The 18877-nt window shown below is 62.1% G+C and carries 16 protein-coding genes; 6 read left to right on the forward strand and 10 right to left on the reverse strand.

All coding sequences use genetic code 11. The features are described from left to right. Positions 1-33: 33 nt before the first annotated feature. The 3 genes from glpC to glpA are packed head-to-tail and all read right to left on the reverse strand — an operon-like array spanning position 34 to position 4137. A complete protein-coding gene (gene glpC / locus ABTW55_RS09535; RefSeq protein WP_060423404.1) occupies positions 34-1233 on the reverse strand; it encodes an anaerobic glycerol-3-phosphate dehydrogenase subunit GlpC in 1200 nt (399 codons plus the stop codon). Then, entirely contained in the window at positions 1230-2498 is a 1269-nt protein-coding gene (gene glpB, locus ABTW55_RS09540) for a glycerol-3-phosphate dehydrogenase subunit GlpB (protein WP_060423407.1), read from the reverse strand. The genes glpC and glpB overlap by 4 nt, the downstream gene beginning before the upstream one ends. After that, the gene (glpA, locus tag ABTW55_RS09545) at positions 2488-4137 is read right to left on the reverse strand and encodes an anaerobic glycerol-3-phosphate dehydrogenase subunit A (protein WP_060423410.1); all 1650 of its coding nucleotides are present in this window, start codon (positions 4135-4137) and stop codon (positions 2488-2490) included. The genes glpB and glpA overlap by 11 nt, the downstream gene beginning before the upstream one ends. Positions 4138-4501: 364 nt before the next feature. Here glpA and glpT point away from each other — a divergent pair, with 364 nt between their 5' ends. Together glpT and glpQ are read left to right on the forward strand one after the other, a co-directional pair. Beyond that, positions 4502-5857: a glycerol-3-phosphate transporter gene (glpT, locus tag ABTW55_RS09550; RefSeq protein WP_033636663.1), complete on the forward strand. Its 1356-nt coding sequence runs from the start codon at positions 4502-4504 to the stop codon at positions 5855-5857. 82 nt (positions 5858-5939) lie between these two features. Then, positions 5940-7019 (forward strand): glycerophosphodiester phosphodiesterase, encoded by a 1080-nt coding sequence (gene glpQ, locus ABTW55_RS09555; RefSeq protein ID WP_033649644.1) that lies wholly within the window; start codon positions 5940-5942, stop codon positions 7017-7019. A gap of 54 nt (positions 7020-7073) precedes the next feature. On the opposite strand, the gene yigL is transcribed toward glpQ, so the two are convergent. Continuing rightward, entirely contained in the window at positions 7074-7871 is a 798-nt protein-coding gene (yigL, locus tag ABTW55_RS09560; protein ID WP_033636660.1) for a sugar/pyridoxal phosphate phosphatase YigL, read from the reverse strand. Positions 7872-7875: 4 nt separating this feature from the next. Next, positions 7876-8919: a lysophospholipase L2 gene (gene pldB / locus ABTW55_RS09565; protein ID WP_060423412.1), complete on the reverse strand. Its 1044-nt coding sequence runs from the start codon at positions 8917-8919 to the stop codon at positions 7876-7878. A 148-nt stretch (positions 8920-9067) separates the two neighbouring features. On the opposite strand from pldB, the gene rhtB reads away from it, so the two are divergent. Beyond that, a complete protein-coding gene (gene rhtB / locus ABTW55_RS09570; RefSeq protein ID WP_025304879.1) occupies positions 9068-9688 on the forward strand; it encodes a homoserine/homoserine lactone efflux protein in 621 nt (206 codons plus the stop codon). 47 nt (positions 9689-9735) lie between these two features. Here rhtB and rhtC read toward each other — a convergent pair whose 3' ends face one another. The 3 genes from rhtC to pldA are packed head-to-tail and all read right to left on the reverse strand — an operon-like array spanning position 9736 to position 13123. Then, positions 9736-10356, reverse strand: a complete 621-nt coding sequence (rhtC, locus tag ABTW55_RS09575; RefSeq protein WP_016929486.1) for a threonine export protein RhtC — start codon at positions 10354-10356, stop codon at positions 9736-9738. Positions 10357-10368: 12 nt separating this feature from the next. Continuing rightward, the gene (gene recQ / locus ABTW55_RS09580; RefSeq protein WP_033636658.1) at positions 10369-12201 is read right to left on the reverse strand and encodes an ATP-dependent DNA helicase RecQ; all 1833 of its coding nucleotides are present in this window, start codon (positions 12199-12201) and stop codon (positions 10369-10371) included. Positions 12202-12244: 43 nt separating this feature from the next. After that, a complete protein-coding gene (gene pldA, locus ABTW55_RS09585; protein ID WP_039568129.1) occupies positions 12245-13123 on the reverse strand; it encodes a phospholipase A in 879 nt (292 codons plus the stop codon). A 203-nt stretch (positions 13124-13326) separates the two neighbouring features. Between pldA and ABTW55_RS09590 the strand changes: the two genes are divergently transcribed. Together ABTW55_RS09590 and rarD are read left to right on the forward strand one after the other, a co-directional pair. Then, a complete protein-coding gene (locus ABTW55_RS09590) occupies positions 13327-13797 on the forward strand; it encodes a thioesterase family protein (RefSeq protein ID WP_033636656.1) in 471 nt (156 codons plus the stop codon). A gap of 65 nt (positions 13798-13862) precedes the next feature. Beyond that, positions 13863-14750, forward strand: a complete 888-nt coding sequence (gene rarD, locus ABTW55_RS09595) for an EamA family transporter RarD (RefSeq protein WP_033636655.1) — start codon at positions 13863-13865, stop codon at positions 14748-14750. Between the two features lie 16 nt (positions 14751-14766). Here the strand turns inward: rarD and corA are convergent, their stop codons facing one another. Further along, complete coding sequence (corA, locus tag ABTW55_RS09600; protein ID WP_004934262.1) at positions 14767-15717, reverse strand: magnesium/cobalt transporter CorA; 951 nt, start codon at positions 15715-15717, stop codon at positions 14767-14769. Between the two features lie 445 nt (positions 15718-16162). On the opposite strand from corA, the gene ABTW55_RS09605 reads away from it, so the two are divergent. Further along, positions 16163-16636, forward strand: a complete 474-nt coding sequence (locus tag ABTW55_RS09605; protein WP_033636654.1) for a WbuC family cupin fold metalloprotein — start codon at positions 16163-16165, stop codon at positions 16634-16636. 46 nt (positions 16637-16682) lie between these two features. On the opposite strand, the gene uvrD is transcribed toward ABTW55_RS09605, so the two are convergent. Further along, positions 16683-18845, reverse strand: coding sequence for a DNA helicase II (uvrD, locus tag ABTW55_RS09610; RefSeq protein WP_033649640.1), 2163 nt, complete (start codon positions 18843-18845; stop codon positions 16683-16685). Positions 18846-18877: the final 32 nt, after the last annotated feature.

Raw genomic sequence — 18877 nt, forward strand, 5'->3', positions numbered from 1 at the left:
CCACAGAGGGCCGGCTTGCCGGCCCTCTCGTTTTTATACCAGCGCCTGCGCCAGCAGGGTGATCGGATGCTCGCAGCGCTTGCTGGTGGACATTTCTATCTGCCATTTGCAGGTCTCGCAGTCGGTCACCACCAGATCCACTCCGCTCTCTTCGATCTGCCGGAACAGCGGCGCGCCGATGCCTTGCGAGGTGGCGTAGTTCTCCGATTTGAACCCGTAGGTGCCGGCGATGCCGCAGCACTGCGAATCCAGCACCACCAGCTCCAGCTCCGGTATCTGCCGCAGCAGCTCCAGCGTGTAGGCGGTCCAGCCCATCTTCTCCATATGGCAAGGCGTGTGATAAGCCACCCGCAGCGGCGTGCGCTTCAGCGGCAGGCTGCGCCCCTGATTGATCAGGCGATAGAGATAGCGCGTCGCCAGCTCCACCCGATCGCGCACCGGGGTGGTGTCCACGTCCAGCAGATGAGGATATTCGTCGCGCAGGGTGAAGGTGCAGCTCGATGAGGTCGCCACCACCGGAATGCCGCGCTCAAGCACCGCTTCATGCAGCGACTCGGCGTTAACCCTGGCCTGCTTTTTGGCCTGCTCGATAAACCCGTTGGCGATCAGCGGCACGCCGCAGCATTTCTCGCGTTTCAGCAGCTGCACGCCGATATCCAGCGCGTTGAATACCCGGATCAAATCCTTGCCCAGCTGCGGATGGTTATAGTTGACGAAGCAGCCGTGGAAAAACGCCACCTGCTCGGCATAGCGCCGCTGAGCCTGCGCCTGTTGCCGGTACCAGCGGCGGAAGGTGCCGAACGAGTATTTCGGCAGTTCGCGACGGTGATCGATCTTCAGCGCCTTGTCCAACAGCTTGCGCACCGGTTTCAGCCCGGTGGCGGCGTTGACGATCGGCGCGAACGGCGTCGACAGCGAGCCCATGATATCGGTGTGGCTGAGGATGGCGTCGCGCAGCGTCGGCTTGCTCTGGGCGAAGTCGGCGCGGGCGCGCTGAATGATATCGCCGATTTTGACGTCGGACGGGCAGGCCACTTCACAACGTTTGCAGTTGGTGCAGTATTTCAAGGCTTCGTCGTACAGCGCCGGATCTTTCAGCCGCAGCCGCTCGCCGTCCGGCCCCGCCTGTTTCGGCCCCGGATAGAGCGGGTTCACTTTGGCGACCGGGCAATAGGTGGTGCAGACGGTGCATTTGATGCAGCTTTCAAAGCTGTGGTCCTGATGCAGGCTCATGCGTTTTCCTCCGCGGCGATCTGCTGCGCGACGTGCAGCGCACCGATCAATGACACGCCGGCGCCGCAGCCTTGCTGCAGCGGATCGTAGCCGCCGGCGACCGCGCCGATGGCGTACAGATTGTCGAACGGCATGCCCTGCTTCATCGCCCGCAGCCTGCCGTCGGTGCGCACGCCAAACTGCAAATAAGGCTGCGGCGCGAACAGCTCGCGCCGGCTCCAGTCGGCGCGATCCGCGCGGCTGTGTACGTCCAGCCCGAAGATCGGCTCGCGCACCCCGTCGAAATCCGCCACCAGCCCGTTGCTGAAGAAGCTGCCGCTGGCCAACACCACCTGCTGCGCCCGCAGCGGAATATCACCGTGGTTGCGGGTATACAGGCCCGTGACGCGGCCGGCTTCGCACTCGGCGCGCAGCACGCTGTCGCCGGGCATGAAAACGCCGCCCAGCTGTTGAAAACGCCGCCGCAGCGCCTGATGCAAGCGCATGCCGGGCACCGAAGGCGGCAGCGTCGGCAGCAGCCGGATCGGCTTGCCGACCGCATCCTGCAGCACCGCCAGCGACGCGTCGTCCTCCAATCCCAAACAGGCCGGCAGGAAGAGCGCGTCGGCTGCCCCCGCCAACCGCCGCAGTTCCTCGGCCATTGGCGGCAGGCTTTCCATCAAATCCAGCACCCGGGCGATGTTTACCGCGCGGAACTCGCTGGGGTTATTGCGCAATCTGTCCAGCGCCGGCATGTGCAGATAGGCCACCTCCGTCTCTACGCCGAGCTCCCGGCTCAGAGAGTCGGCGGCCATCTGCGGCTGGAAGTCGAGGAAGCCTTCGATGCCGATCACCGCAATGCGCCGCCACGGCAGTTGGCCGGTCAGCGGCAGCGTCGGGATCGCCTGCGGGCTGAGCCAGGTGGCGCGGCGCGTGCCGAGCGGCGTAATGCGCAGATGGTTGTTGGTGCCCTCGCCCTGCAGGTTCAGCCCGCAGCGCTCCAACAGCCGCTGCGCGGCGGCGGACAGCGTCGCCACCCGGCCGGGCCCGATCAGGGCATACGGATGCTGCGGCGCCTGCTGCGCCAGCTGCGGTAGCGCCGCCAGCGGCATCTCGACCGGCGTGCCGTCCGGCAATCTCGCCAGCAGGTCGAGCGAGCCGGAGGAGAAGTAGAGCGCGCTCTGGCCGGAACTGACCACCGCACAGCGCTTGCCCTGTTCGGCCACGGCAATGGCGCAGCTCAGGCCCGCCAGGCCGCCGCCAATCACCACTACGTCAAATCGCATCATCCGCCTCCTGCTCCTTGTCGGCCTGGGCCTCAAGCCCGCATAGCCCCTGGTAAACCCAGCTGGTAAATTCACTCTCGCGCAGCGCATCGCCCCAGGCGATCGGCCGTACGCCTTTCCACCGTTCGTTGAGGAACTGCGACAGCTGCGCGATGGATTGCTGCGGCGTGCTGACGTTAAAGCGCGTCAGCAGCCCGGCGGCGCGGCAGGCGCAGAGTTCGCCCTGGCAGGTGCCCATGCCGACGCGGGTGCGGCGGCGCAGATCCACCAGGTTATTGACGGTCAGCGAGTTGACCGCATAGCGCACTTCCCCGGCGGTCACCGCCTCGCATTCGCACACCAAGCTGGTGTCGAGCCGATCGGCCGCCGGCACCTGGCTGGCGCGATCGCCGTGGCGGTAAATTGCCGAGCCGCGAATGCTGGCGGGCAGAGAAACCACGCTGCGCACCGTCTCCTCCGCCGACTGGCGGGAGCCGGGCAACGCATCCTGCGCGGTGGTGCACGGGCGGTTTACGCCAAGCTTTTCGCACACCTTGTCGGTGGCCCACTCCGCCATCAGGCGGTAGGTCATCAGCTTGCCGCCGGTGATGGTGATAAACCCTTCCAGCCCGTCGCGGGCGGCGTGATCGAGCAGCACGATGCCGCGGCTGACGTTGCGCCCGCTGGGGTCGTCGTCGCTGGCCACCAGCGGCCGTACCCCGGCGTAGGCGCGCAGAATGCGGGTCTGCGCCAGGGTGGGCGCCAACAGCGCCCCCTCGCGGATCAGAATGTCCACTTCCTGCGGGGTCACCAGCATGTTGTCAATTTGGTCGTAGTCGATATGGGTCGAGGTAGTACCGATCAGCGAGATGGTGTCGCCCGGCACCAGGATGTCGGCGTCTGCCGGTTTGCGGCAGCGGTTGATCACCATGTTGTTGATGCGGTGGCCGAGGATCAGCAGCGCCCCCTTGGCCGGGAACATGCGGATGCGCAAATCGGCGTATTCGGCGATCTGCTGGCCCCAGATGCCGGCGGCGTTGACCACCACCGGCGCATGCAGCGCATAGCGCCGCTGATTCTGATGGTCGTAAACGCGCACGCCCGTCACCCGATCGCCGCTGCGCAACAATCCCACCACCTGGTGGTAGGTCAGGATCTGCGCGCCGTGCTCGCGCGCGTCCAACATGTTGGCGGCGGTCAGCCGGAAGGGATCGACGGTGCCGTCCGGCACGCGCACCGCGCCGATCAGCGCCGGGTTAGCCGCCGGTTCCAGCCGCAGCGCCAGCTGCGGGTCGATCGCTTCGGCGTTGATGTCGGCCTGGCGACAGGCGGCGATAAACTGTTGCTGATAGTCCAGCGAGTCCTGCGGCAGGGTGATGAACAGCCCATCGGTGCGCTCGATGCAGTGGTGGGCGATGCGTTTCAGGATGCGGTTTTCTTCGATGCACTCGCGCGCCGACTCGCCGTCGGTCACCGCATAGCGCGCGCCGCTGTGCAGCAAACCGTGGTTGCGGCCGGTGGCGCCGGTAGCGATGTCGTGGCGCTCCAGCAAAATGCAGCGCAAGCCGCGCCGCGCGCAGTCGCGGGCGATGCCTGCGCCGGTGGCGCCGCCGCCGATGATGATCACATCCGTTTCGCCGCCGTCAAAATAGCTGCTCATGTCGCTCCCTCAGGATCGGTAGTTATGAGCCTATTGAGCCACGGTTATAAGGGTCTTTGTTTGATAAGGAACAAGAACGAACATCAAACGAAATAAAAATGTCCACAAAAAACCATCAATGTGATCATAATCACGATTTTTGGACGTTTTTCTATTTCATAACGTTAACGAATCGCTCAAAATCCGCCGTGGTTTCATAAAAGTGTAACAATTGCGCCATTCGTCACAGCGACACCAGGCGTATTTGACGACAATGGCGCTCGTTATGGAACACAAAAACACCACATTCGATATCCGCTCAATCATCAAATGAACGTAAAAGGTCATATTGATGTGATAACAGATAAAGCCATCGGAGGCGCTCATGTTGAGTATTTTTAAGCCGGCCGCACACATCGCCCGTGTGCCGAGCGATAAGGTAGACCCGCTCTACCGTAAGCTGCGCTGGCAAATTTTCCTGGGGATCTTCTTCGGTTACGCCGCTTACTATCTGGTGCGTAAGAACTTCACCCTGGCCATGCCTTACCTGATCGAACAAGGCTTCAGCCGCGGTGACCTCGGCTTCGCGCTGTCGGGCATTTCCATCGCCTACGGCTTCTCCAAATTCATCATGGGTTCGGTCTCCGACCGTTCCAACCCGCGAGTGTTCCTGCCTGCCGGCCTGATCCTGGCGGCGGCGGTGATGTTGTTCATGGGCTTCGTGCCGTGGGCCACCTCCAGCATCGCCATCATGTTCGTCCTGCTGTTCCTGTGCGGCTGGTTCCAGGGCATGGGTTGGCCGCCGTGCGGCCGCACCATGGTGCACTGGTGGTCGCAGAAAGAACGCGGCGGCATCGTCTCCATCTGGAACTGCGCCCACAACGTGGGTGGCGGCCTGCCACCGCTGCTGTTCCTGCTGGGTATGGCCTGGTTCAACGACTGGCACGCGGCGCTGTACATGCCGGCCTTCGGCGCCATCCTGGTGGCCCTGATCGCCTTCGGCCTGATGCGCGACACCCCGCAATCCTGCGGCCTGCCGCCGATTGAAGAGTACAAAAACGACTACCCGGACGACTACAGCGAAAAAGACGAAGAAGAGCTGACCGCCAAGCAGATCTTCATGCAGTACATCCTGCCGAACAAGCTGCTGTGGTACATCGCGGTCGCCAACGTGTTCGTCTATCTGCTGCGTTACGGCATTCTGGACTGGTCGCCGACCTACCTGAAAGAAGTGAAGCACTTCGCGCTGGACAAGTCTTCCTGGGCCTACTTCCTGTATGAATACGCCGGTATCCCGGGCACCCTGCTGTGCGGCTGGATGTCGGACAAAGTGTTCAAAGGCAACCGCGGCGCCACCGGCGTGTTCTTCATGACGCTGGTGACCATCGCCACCGTGGTGTTCTGGATGAACCCGCCGGGCAACCCGACCGTGGACATGATCTGTATGCTGGTCATCGGCTTCCTGATCTACGGCCCGGTGATGCTGATCGGCCTGCACGCGCTGGAGCTGGCGCCGAAGAAAGCCGCCGGCACCGCCGCGGGCTTCACCGGCCTGTTCGGCTACCTGGGCGGCTCGGTCGCGGCCAGCGCCATCGTCGGCTACACCGTAGACTTCTTCGGTTGGGACGGCGGCTTCATGGTGATGATCGGCGGCGGCGTGCTGGCGGTTATCCTGCTGCTGCTGACCATGCTGAACGAAAAGAAACACCACGCGGAAATCGCTGCCGGCAAGCGCGGCTAACCGTCACACGACTTTTGCATGATTTAAAGGCCGCCCTGCGGCCTTTTTACTACCCTGCCCCCAACAACAAGGAGAAAACGGAATGCGGACTCAAGTCAAAGCCCTGCTGACAGGGATCATTCTCGCTACCTCAATGGTCAGCGCCGCGCAGGCGGCGGACAAAGTAGTGATCGCCCACCGCGGCGCCAGCGGCTACCTGCCGGAACACACCCTGCCGGCGAAGGCGATGGCCTACGCGCAGGGCGCCGATTACCTCGAACAAGATCTGGTGATGACCAAAGACAACGAGCTGGTGGTGCTGCACGACCATTACCTCGATCGCGTCACCGACGTCGCCGAACGCTTCCCGGACCGCGCGCGCAAGGACGGCCGTTATTACGCCATCGACTTTACGCTGGCGGAGATCAAATCGCTGAAGTTCACCGAAGGCTTTGAAATCGAAAACGGCAAGAAGGTGCAGGGCTACCCTGGCCGCTTCCCGATGGGCAAATCCGACTTCCGCGTACACACCTTCCAGGAAGAGATCGAGTTCGTGCAGGGTCTGAACCATTCGACCGGCAAGAACATCGGCATCTACCCTGAAATCAAGGCGCCGTGGTTCCACAAACAGGAAGGCAAGGACATCTCCAGCAAAGTGCTGGCGGTGCTCAAGCAATACGGCTACACCGGCAAAAACGACAACGTCTACCTGCAGTGCTTCGACGCCAACGAGCTCAAACGCATCAAGAACGAGCTGGAGCCGAAGCTGGGCATGGATCTGAAGCTGGTGCAGCTGATCGCCTATAACGACTGGCAGGAAACCTACGAGCAGAAAGCCGACGGCAAGTGGGTAGAATACGACTACGACTGGATGTTCAAGCCGGGCGCGATGCAGAAAATCGCTCAGTATGCCGACGGCATCGGGCCTGACTACCACATGCTGGTGGTGGCGGATAAATCCAAGCCGGGCCACATCGTGCTGACCGACATGGTGAAAGAAGCGCACGCCAGCAAGCTGGCGGTGCATCCGTTCACCATCCGCGCCGATGCGCTGCCGAAGTACGTGACCGACGTGAACCAGCTGTATGACGTGATTTACAACCAGGCCGGCGTCGACGGCGTGTTCACCGACTTCCCGGACAAGGGCGTGCAGTTCCTGCAGAAGCAGGGCCAGCACAAGTAATGCCAAGGGCGCCGCAAGGCGCCCTTGTTATTTCCGAGAAACGTCCGGGTTATGTCAGAGGAACATCTTGCGCAGGTAGTGCGGCACCGCGTTATCGACGTTGGAGCCGATCACTTCCAGCTCCGGCAACATATCCTTCAAGCGCTGATGCGCGTCGCGCATGATGCAGCCCTTGCCGGCCATCGACAGCATCTCCAGATCGTTCATGCCGTCGCCGAAGGCGATGCACTCTTGCAGCGTATAGCCGATGATCTTTGCCACTTCTTCCAGCGCATGCCCTTTCGACACGCCGCCCGCCATCACTTCCAGGCAGGTCGGGAACGAGAAGCTGACGTTGACCCGATCGCCCCAGCGCGCGTTGATGGCGTCTTCCACCTGCAGCAGCCGCTCGTGATCTTCACAGGTGAAGTAAACCTTGCAGACGCCGTCGGTTTCCAGCAGGCCCGGTTCGAACAGCTGGTATTTGAACACCGACTCCTGGAAGAATTCTTCCTGCTCCGGGCTTTCGCGGTTGGTAAACCAATCGTCGTTGCGATAGACGTTGGTGGTGATCTCCGGATCGTCGTGCAGCATGCCGTACAGATCGCGGGCGATATCCTCGTCCAGGTTGTGGCTGAAAATCAGCTCGCCGGCGGTGTTGTGCACCCGCGCGCCGTTGGAGGTGATCATAAAGGCGCTGATCTCCAGGCTGTCGCGGATCTGCGCCACGTCGATATGGTGGCGGCCGGTGGCGAATACGAAATGCACGCCGCGCTGGGTCAGCAACTTCAGCGTTTCTTTGGCGTACGGCGACAGGGTATGGTCGGGAGACAGCAGCGTGCCATCTAAATCGGAAGCGACGACGTGATACATAGCGTTATGTTCTAACCTCTGATGGAGTTGTCGGCGGCAGCGCGCCGCCTAAGTGTTGAGCAAAGAAGCGCAGGATTGCGTTCAGTGCTTCGGCGCGCATCGCGTCCCGCTCGAACAGGATCTCATGGCGTGCGCCGTTGATAACCCACGGAAGCCGCCCTTCGCAAGGGCGCCCCGCGTCTGACAGAGCCTGACAAAAAGCCTGGTGCGAACGGTTGTCGACGACTCGTTCTTCACCGGCTTGCAAAAGCAACAGCGGCGTTGTGATCGCCCCGGCCCGAGCGATAATCTGCCGGCCGGCGCGGATGCTCTCCCGCACCCAATGGTAGGTCGGCCCGCCCACCTGCAGCTCGGGGTAATCGGCGTAATAGCGCAGGCTGCGCCGGTAGCGTTCGCGGCTGTGGGTCAACACGTTGACCACATACGGCAGCGGCCGCCACTGGCCGGTGCCCACCGCGTAATAGTCGCGGATCGCCGGGCGGCTCTCCGCCCAGTCGAGAATGCGGTCGGCCAGCCAATCCGGCATCGGCAACTGGATGCCGAACATCGGCGCGCAAAACGCCGCCGCGTCGAACGCCTGCGGCCGGCGCTGCAGGAACTGCGCCAGGATCGCGCCGCCCATCGAATGCGCCAGCGCGAAGCGCTGCCGATAACCGCGCGATTCGACCTCGCGCTGCCAAAGCTGCTCGAAATCGTCCACGTAGTCGGCGAAGTTTACCACATGACCGCGGTGCGTATCCGCCAGTAAACGGCCGGAGCGCCCCTGGCCGCGATGATCGACAATCACCACGTCGTAACCGCAGTGGAACAGATCGTAGGCCACCTCGGGGTATTTCACGTAGCTTTCGATGCGGCCGGGGCTGACCACCACCACCCGCTGATGCCGCGCGGAACTGAAACGCACAAAGCGGATCGGCACGCCGTCCACGCCGCTGAACTCGCCCTCTTCCCGCAGCCGCCAGAAGTCCAACAGCGGCCCGGTGGCGAAGGCAGCGAACTGCGTTTCACGCGTTAACCAGTCATCGGAGCTGAGAGTGAACGAGGTCATCGAGAGCGTTTTCCCTGTGGGGCCGGCGGAAAATGTGACCGCTGGCACAAGAAATCATACTAGCGTATTGTGATTCAATTCTTACAAAAAACGGCGCCGCCTCGGCGCATTGTGGCACAAAACGACACTTTCAGGGAGCCGAAGAACCATGACCTTGGACTGGTGGTTAACCTATCTGCTGACCACGCTTATCCTCAGCCTGTCCCCCGGCTCAGGCGCCATCAACACCATGAGCACCGGCATCAGCCACGGCTATCGCGGCGCCGCCGCGTCGATCGCCGGGCTGCAGGTCGGGCTGAGCGCGCACATCGTGCTGGTAGGCATCGGCCTCGGTGCGCTGATATCGCAATCGCTGCTGGCGTTCGAGCTGCTGAAATGGCTGGGCGCCGCCTACCTGGTGTGGCTCGGCATCCAACAATGGCGCGCCGCCGGGGCGCTGGATCTGCATGCGCTGGCGGGCAGCATGCCGCGCCGCCGTCTGTTCCGCCGCGCGGTGCTGGTCAACCTGACCAACCCGAAAAGCATCGTGTTCCTCGCCGCGCTGTTCCCGCAGTTCATTTTGCCCAATCAGCCGCAGGCCGAGCAGTATCTGGTGCTCGGCGTCACCACCGTGGTGGTGGATATTCTGGTGATGATCGGTTACGCCACCCTGGCGACGCGCATCGCCGGCTGGCTGAGAACGCCGCGCCAAATGCAGCTGCTCAACCGGGTATTCGGTTCGCTGTTCATTCTGGTGGCGGGGCTGCTGGCGACCGCCCGCAAGGCCTGAAAAAAAGGCCGGGCATCGCTGCTCGGCCTTGGGCATGTCACTGCCGATCAGCGGGTAAAGATCAGGTGTAACCCGAAGCCGGTGAACAGCACCCCCGCCACCCCGTCGATCCACTTGGCCAACCGCTGGTAGCCACGGCGCATCGCCGGCAGCGCGAACACCACCGCCACCAGGCTGAACCAGACGAAGGTCTCGGCGACGATCAGCAGGAACAGTCCCCAGCGCGCCCCGGCGCCGACGCTGTCGCCGACGAACAGCGAGAACACGCTGCCGAAATAGATCACCGCCTTCGGGTTGGACAGATTGGTCAGGAAGCCGCGAATAAAGCTGCGCCCGGCCTTCGGCAACGCCACCTGGGCCTCCGCCGCCGGCTGCGCTTGCTGCGCCCGCGCGGAACGCAGCAATTGCCACCCCATCCAGCACAGGTAAATGCCGCCGCCGACCATGATTATCTGATGCAGCCAGGCCATCTTCTGCAGGATCAGATGCAGCCCCATCAACGCCACGCCGGCCCATACCACGATGCCGAGAGAAATGCCGACCACGCCCATCATCGCCTCGCGGCGCGAGCGGCTGGCAGCGGTTTGCGACACGAAAAAGAAGTCCGGCCCCGGGCTCATCAGCGCAATCAGATGCACCAGCGCCACGGTGAGAAACAGCATCAGCATGATTTATCGCCCTCAGTCTTCATCATTGTCGAGATGGTCGCGGATCATCGCCATAAAGGGCGCGCCGAAACGCTCCAGTTTGCGCTGGCCGACGCCGTTGACGCTCAGCAGATCGCCGGCCTTGATCGGCATCTGCTCGGCCATTTCCAGCAGCGTGGCGTCGTTGAACACCACGTAGGGCGGAATGTTTTCTTCATCGGCGATCGATTTGCGCAGTTTGCGCAGCTTGGCGAACAGCTTGCGATCGTAATTGCCGCCGTAGGATTTTTGGTTGGCGCTGCCGCGCGACTTCAGGCTCTGGATACGCGGCACCGCCAGCTGCAGCGCCACTTCGCCGCGCAACACCGGGCGCGCCGCCTCGGTCAATTGCAGCGCCGAGTGCATGGCGATGTTCTGGGTGATAAAGCCCAGGTGGATCAGCTGGCGCAGCACGCTGGTCCAGTGTTCGGTGGTCTGATCGCGGCCGATGCCGTACACCGGCAGCTTATCGTGGCCGTATTCGCGAATGCGCTGGTTGTTGGAGCCGCGCAGCACTTCCACGATGTACCCCAGGCCGAAGCGCTGGCCGACGCGGTACACGCAGGACAGCGCCTTGCGCGCATCCTCCAGCCCGTCATAGCGCTTGGGCGGATCGAGGCAGATATCGCAGTTGCCGCAGTTCTCGTGCTTGCCTTCGCCGAAGTAGTTGAGCAGCACCAGGCGGCGGCAGGTTTGCGCCTCGGCGAACGCGCCCATGGCGTTCAGCTTGTGGCGCTCGATGTCCAACTGCTGCCCGGCGGGTTTTTCCTCCAGACAGCGGCGCAGCCAGGCCATGTCGGCCGGATCGTACAGCAGGATGGCTTCGGCCGGCAGACCGTCGCGCCCGGCGCGGCCGGTCTCCTGATAATAGGATTCGATATTGCGCGGAATGTCGAAATGCACCACGAAGCGCACGTTGGGTTTGTTGATGCCCATGCCGAAGGCGACGGTGGCCACCACCACCTGCAGATCGTCGCGCTGGAACGCTTCCTGCACCTGCGCACGGCGATCGTTGTCCAGCCCGGCGTGGTAGGCGCCGACGCTCAGCCCGCGGCTTTGCAGACGCGCGGCGGTGTCTTCCACCTTGGCGCGGCTGTTGCAATAGATAATGCCGCTCTTGCCGCGCTGATCCTGCACGAAGCGCCACAGCTGATCGAGCGGCTTGAATTTTTCCACCAGCGTGTAGCGGATGTTCGGCCGGTCGAAGCTGCTGACCTGCACCAGCGGATCCTGCAACGACAGCAGGCGCACGATATCGCCGCGGGTGGACTCGTCGGCGGTGGCGGTCAGCGCGATCACCGGCATCGACGGGAAGCGCTGTTTCAGCTGACCCAGCGCGCGATATTCCGGCCGGAAGTCATGGCCCCACTGCGAAATACAGTGCGCCTCATCCACCGCCAGCATCGCCGGTGGGCAGTGGTCGAGCAGGTTGAGGAAGCTTTCCATCATCAGCCGTTCCGGCGCGATGTACAGCATCTTAATGGTGCCGTTGCGGCAGCCGGCCATGACGTCCAGCTGCTCCTCGCGGGTTTGCGTCGAGTTGTAGCAGGCGGCGGAAACGCCGTAGGCCAACAGTTGGTCGACCTGGTCCTTCATCAGCGAGATCAGCGGGGAAACCACCAGGGTCAGGCCGTCCATCACCAGCGCCGGGATTTGGTAACACAGCGACTTGCCGCCGCCGGTCGGCATCACCACCAGGCAATCCTGCCCGCCGATCGCGGCGTTGATAATCGTTTGTTGGCCCGGACGGAATTGCTGGTAGCCGAAGGTATCGCGCAATACCTGCTCGGCCAGCAACTCTCTGTTAATCACTGCTGCGGTTGACACACACTTCCCCATTTTTTCATCGGTACACACCCACCGGGTATGATTACATAATATCGTTCAGCATGACACCAACGCCCACCCGTGTCTGCCGGAAGTTATAGTCGATCAGCGATTCGCCGTAGCCGCTGAACACCTGGGTATAGAATCGCACGTTGCGGGTGATCGGGTAGCTCCAGCCCAGTTCCGCGCCGCCGTAGCCGCTGTTCCAGTTGTAGTGGCTGTCGACGCTGAACACGCTGTCGCCCCAGGCGTAACCGACCTTCAGCCGGTAGTATCCCATGTATTTGGTGATGTCCGGGTTGTCGTCGTTGCTCGAGCTCTCCGAGAAACGGAACCAGGGCTTGAGATCCACCTGCCAGTTGCCGTTTTGCGCCATCAGCCGCGCATAGCCGCGATTCCAGCTGCGCGACGTCGGGTCCGAGCGGCCGTTGGATTGATGGTTAACGCCGATTTCAACATCGCGCAGCGTCCAACCGGCAAAGCGGTAATCGGTCGCCCACCCCACGAACAGCTGCGGCTCGTAGTTGGTCTCGCGGAACGGTGAAGACTCGCCGCGGTTGGACAATTGCCACCAGGAGCGCTGAGTATAAGACGCGCCGAGCACCGAGTTGTCGCCGGCAATGCCCCGCCACAGCGGAAACGCCAGGCTAAGCTGGTATTTCACCTCGTCCTTGCGCGCCTTGTCGGCCCAGTTGTATGTCTTGATGGCCTCTTGGTTGATATCGCTGGTGTCGGTGTACAGCAGATAATTGGGATCGTAAGGGTACAGCGTGAACGGATTATCGTGCTCCTGCAGCAGGTTGGCGATAATGCTGCCGCGCACCGCCGGCTTATCGTGAATCTGCTGCTCTTTGGCTTCCGCAGCCAATGCCAGCGCCGGCATCAGCAGCGTGGCGGAAACGATCCCTGACAAAATGCGCATAACCTCTCCTCACTCCAACGAAAAAGGGCAATCCCGGAAAAAATCAGGCCATTTTACACACAAAGGAGGCTTTACCGCAGCGCAGGCCGGTTTTATTGGAATAGTCTGGAAAGCAACAAAGGTTAAGCATAAAATCAACATTCCATTAACCTGGACTGACCAGTTAGCTCCCTTAAAACGCAAAAGAAAAACGGAAACCCGCTATGTCGACCACACCACTGACCCTGGAAGCCGCCCGCCGCAAGATCGGCGAAATCTTTGTCTACCACATGCCGTTCAACCGCGAGCTTGGCCTAGAGCTGCGCCGCTTCGACGATGATTACGTCGAGCTGAGCTTCACCAACCAGCGCAAGCTGGTGGGCAACGCCGCACAGGAAATTCTGCACGGCGGCGTGATCGCCGCGGTGCTCGACGTCGCCGCCGGGCTGGCCTGCGCCGGCGGGGTGCTGACGCGCATGGAGCCGCTGATCGAAGAAGAGATCGCCGCCAAACTGTCGCGCATGGGCACCATCGATCTGCGCGTCGACTACCTGCGCCCCGGCCGCGGCGAACACTTCGTCGCCTCCGCCAGCGTGCTGCGCAGCGGCAATAAGGTCGCCGTCGCGCGCGTAGAACTGCATAACCACGACGGCCTGCATATCGCGACCGCGACCGCCACCTATCTGGTCGGCTGATGATTGTGTGCGGTGGGCGTCTTCAGTACACTCACCGCATCTTACGTTCCCCACCGAGTGACGTCATGGACGCAAAGCAAACGCGTCAGGGCATTTTCTTCGCCCTGGCCGCCTATTTTATGTGGGGCATCGCCCCGGCCTATTTCAAACTGATTCAGCAAGTATCCGCGGACGAGATCCTGACCCACCGGATCATCTGGTCGTTTTTCTTCATGCTGGCGCTGATCACGCTGGGCCGCAACTGGCCGAAAGTGCGCGCCGCCTGCCAAAATCGCAAACGGCTGCTGCTGCTGGCGGTCACCGCGCTGTTGATCGGCGGCAACTGGCTGCTGTTCATCTGGGCGGTGAACAACCACCATATGCTGGAAGCCAGCCTGGGCTACTTCATCAACCCGCTGGTTAACGTGCTGTTGGGGATGCTGTTTCTCGGCGAGCGCTTTCGCCGCATGCAGTGGGTGGCGGTGGCGCTGGCGTTCACCGGGGTGCTGGTGCAGCTCTGGCAGTTCGGTTCGTTGCCGATCATCGGTCTAGGGCTGGCGTTCAGCTTCGCCTTCTACGGCCTGCTGCGCAAGAAAATCGCCATCGACGCCCAGACCGGCATGCTGATCGAAACGCTGTGGCTGCTGCCGGTGGCGGCGGCCTATCTGTTCCTGTTCGCCGACAGCCCCACCAGCCACCTGAGCGCCAACCCGTGGTCACTGAACCTGCTGCTGGTCGCCGCCGGCATCGTCACCACCGTGCCGCTGCTGTGCTTCACCGCGGCGGCCACCCGGCTGCGCCTGTCGACGCTCGGTTTCTTCCAGTATCTCGGCCCGACGCTGATGTTCCTGCTGGCGATCACCTTCTACGGCGAAACCGTCGGCCAGGACAAACTGGTGACCTTCGGCTTTATCTGGGCGGCGCTGATCCTGTTCACCCTCGACGCGCTCTACACCCAGCGCAAGCTGCGCTGAGCCCGGCGCCGCCGGGTTATAGCCAGTTCTTGCGCTTGAAGTACAGGTAAGGGGCCAGACCGGCCAGGATCATCAAGGTGATGGCGCCCGGGTAGCCGAACGACCATTTCAGCTCCGGCATGAATTCGAAGTTCATGCCGTAGCTGGAGGCCACCAGCGTCGGCGGCAGGAACACCACCGACACCACCGAGAAGATCTTGATGATGCGGTTCTGTTCGATATTGATGAAGCCCATCGCCGCCTGCATCAGGAAGTTCACCTTCTGGAACAGCGATTCGTTGTGCGGCAGCAGGGATTCGATGTCGCGCAGCACTTCACGCGCCTGCTCCAGCTGGCCGGTCGGCAAACGCGCCTTGCGCACCAGGAAGTTGAGCGCGCGCTGGGTATCCATCAGACACAAACGCACCTTCCAGCCGATATCTTCCAGCTCCGCCAGCGTCGATAGCGCGGCGTCGTATTCATCGCCCTGATGCCCTTCCATGATCACCCGGCTGAGCTGTTCCAGATCGCTGTAGATGTTCTCTATCTCGTCCGCCAGCTGTTCAATCTTGGTTTCGAACAGATCCAGCAGCAGTTCGTAGGCGTTGCCTTCGAGCATGGTCTGGTTGCGGGCGCGCATGCGGTACAGGCGAAACGCCGGCAGTTCACGCTCGCGCAGGGTATACAGGCGGCCGTCGCGGATGGTGAACGCCACCGTGGAGTTGCCGGCATGATCTTCCGCATCTTCAAAGTAGAAGAAGGAGTGGATATGCAGACCGTCTTCATCTTCGAAGAAACGGGCGGAGGCTTCGATGTCGTCCAGTTCGGGACGCGTCGCCAGGCTTTGTCCCAGCTCATTCTGCACGCGCTCACGCTCGCCCTCTTCCGGCTCGACCAGATCAACCCACAGCGATGACGTGAGATCATCCGAGTCGTCCAGCTCCAGACGGGACAAGCGGCGGTTATCTAATTTAAAAGCGCTCAGCATGTGCCAAAACTCCGTGAAGGTAACGGGTGCGGACAACGCGTTGAAGCACAGAAACAGAGGGGATGCGTATCACCGATTTGTTTCAGACCATGAAGAGATCTGACTCATAGCGACGCTTTGCGGGGTCGCCGACAACCACGAAGGCTATCAGCAAAAACGGAAAGCCTTAGAAGTTATACCTGCGGCGCAGGTCAGTGAGCCAGTATCTACTGGGTGTGTCCAAGGCGTCTGTCCTCAATGATAATAGTGCGCGCATGTTACGCCGAGAAGAAAAAGCCTGTCAACACGTTAGGCGGGATAATTGCGCAACAAATCATCACGATGTTCAATGGCAAAAATGGCGCCTAAACCGTACTGAAAAAGTCGCGGCGATCGCTTACCGCCACCAAGAATGTTGCTAAGATGACATCACCCTAATGGTACGACAAGCATGCGGATTTAAACGATGAAACAGATTACCGCCCATGAACTGACCGCGATGAGCGAACAGGCCGCCAGCGTGCCCCGCCTGCGCGCGCACCGCACCTTACACGAAGAGTTGAGCGACCCGGTGCAACGCCTGGCGATCGCCATGGAACCCGGCACCTATATCCGCCCGCACCGTCACCCGCAAACCTGGGAACTGCTGACGCCGCTGCGCGGCCGTTTTGTCGTGCTGCAGTTCAACGATGACGGCGTCGTGACGCAGCGCACCCTGCTCGGCGAAGAAACCAAAGTGCTGGAGATGCCGGCATTTACCTGGCATGCGGTGTTGTCGGTCGATGCCGGCGGCGTGGTGTTCGAAGTAAAGCAGGGCCCGTATCAGGCGTTGACCGAAGAGGACTGCATGCCGTGGGCACCGCAGGAAGGCGGTGAAGGCACCGAAGCGGTGATGCGCTGGTATGCCACCGCGCAGGTCGGCGATCGCTACCCTCACTGATCCTGAACGATTGCAGGGGCTGCCCCCTGCAACGCGCCCCTCTCTTTTATACCGTTTCCAGGCGAGCGTAAGCCGCCACCAGCCACTTGATGCCCTCGCCCGGGAAGGCGATCTGCAGCCGGCTGTGCTCGCCGCTGCCCTCCAGATTGACGATGGTGCCTTCGCCAAACTTGGGATGGCGCACGCGCTGGCCCAGCTTGTAACCGGTATCGTTCTCGCTGATCGGCGTGCCCATGCGGCGGTGATTGACCGGGCGCGATACGCTGGCGCGCAGGCGCACTTCTTCCACGCACTCTTCCGGCAGTTCGCCGATAAAGCGCGACGGCCGGTGGTAAACCTCTTTGCCATACAGACGGCGCGTTTCGGCATAGGTCAGCGTCAGCTTCTGCATGGCGCGCGTTACGCCCACATAGGCCAGGCGGCGCTCCTCCTCCAGACGGCCGCCTTCATCCAGCGACATCTGGCTCGGGAACATGCCCTCTTCCATGCCGACGATAAACACCAGCGGGAACTCCAGCCCCTTGGCCGAGTGCAGGGTCATCAGCTGCACCGCGTCCTGATAGGCGTCGGCCTGGCCTTCGCCCGCTTCCAGCGCCGCATGCGACAGGAACGCCTGCAGCGGCATCAGATCCTGATCTTCGTCCTGATAGCTGAACTGGCGCGTCGCCGTCACCAATTCCTCAAGGTTTTCGATGCGCGCCTGCCCCTTTTCGCCTTTCTCCTGCTCATACATGATGAACAGCCCGGAATCGCGGATCACCCGGTCGGTCTGCACGTGCAGCGGCATGTCGGCAGTTTCGTGCGCCAGCGACTCCACCAGTTCGATAAAGCGCTGCAGCGCCGACGCAGCGCGGCCGGCCAACACCTTGTCCTGCATCAGCTCGCGCGTCGCCTGCCACAGCGTCAGCTGGCGATCGCGCGCCGCCTGGCGCACCACGTCGAGGGTGCGATCGCCGATGCCGCGCGTCGGGGTGTTGACCACGCGCTCGAAGGCTGCGTCGTCGTTGCGGTTGGAAATGAGGCGCAGGTAGGCCAGCGCATCCTTGATTTCCTGGCGTTCGAAGAAGCGCTGGCCGCCGTAGATGCGGTACGGCATCGCCGTCTGCAGCAGCGCCTCTTCCAGCACGCGCGACTGGGCGTTGCTGCGGTACAGGATGGCGCAGTCGTTCAGCGCGCCGCCGTTGTCCTGCCAGGTCTTGATGCGGTTGACCACGAAGCGCGCTTCGTCGAGTTCGTTGAAGGCGCAGTAGATGGAGATCGGTTCGCCTTCGCCGCCTTCGGTCCACAGGTTTTTGCCCATGCGCCCGTCGTTGTTGGCGATCAGGGTGTTGGCCGCTTTCAGGATGTTGCTGGTGGAACGGTAGTTCTGCTCCAGGCGGATGGTTTCCGCGCCGGGGAAATCTTTCAGGAAGCGCTGGATGTTTTCCACCTGCGCGCCGCGCCAGCCGTAGATCGACTGGTCATCGTCGCCGACGATCATCACGTTGCTGTTGCCGCCCGCCAGCAGGCGGATCCAAGCGTACTGGATACTGTTGGTATCCTGGAATTCGTCCACCAGCACGTTGGTGAAACGTTCGCGGTAGTGGTTGAGGATATGCGGCTTGTTCAGCCACAGCTCGTGCGCGCGCAGCAGCAGCTCGGCGAAATCCACCAGCCCCGCGCGATCGCAGGCTTCCTGATAGGCCTGGTAGATGCGCAGCCAGGTGGCTTCTACCGGGTTGTTGTAGGTCTCGACGTGCTGCGGGCGCAGGCCCTCGTCTTTCTTGCCGTTGATGTACCACATCGCCTGACGCGGCGGCCACTGCTTCTCGTCGACGTTCAGCGCCTTGATGATGCGCTTGAGCAGCCGCAGCTGGTCGTCGCTGTCGAGGATCTGGAAATCCTGCGGCAGGTTGGCTTCCAGGTGGTGGGCGCGCAACAGACGGTGCGCCAGGCCGTGGAAGGTACCGATCCACATGCCGCCCTGGCTGGTGCCGATCAGATGTTCGATACGGTGGCGCATTTCCGCCGCCGCCTTGTTGGTGAAGGTCACCGCCATGATCGAATACGGCGAGCAGTTCTCCACCGACAGCAGCCAGGCGATGCGATGCACCAGCACCCGCGTCTTGCCGCTGCCCGCTCCGGCCAGAACCAACAGGTTGCTGCGCGGCGCCGCCACGGCTTCACGTTGTTTTTCATTCAGGCTGTCGAGCAGATCGGAGACGTCCATAGGCACCACTAATGGTTAAGGGAAAACCCGCC

The sequence above is a fragment of the Serratia sp. SM04 genome (genome assembly GCF_040280225.1).
Taxonomy (GTDB): Bacteria; Pseudomonadota; Gammaproteobacteria; order Enterobacterales; family Enterobacteriaceae; genus Serratia; species Serratia sarumanii.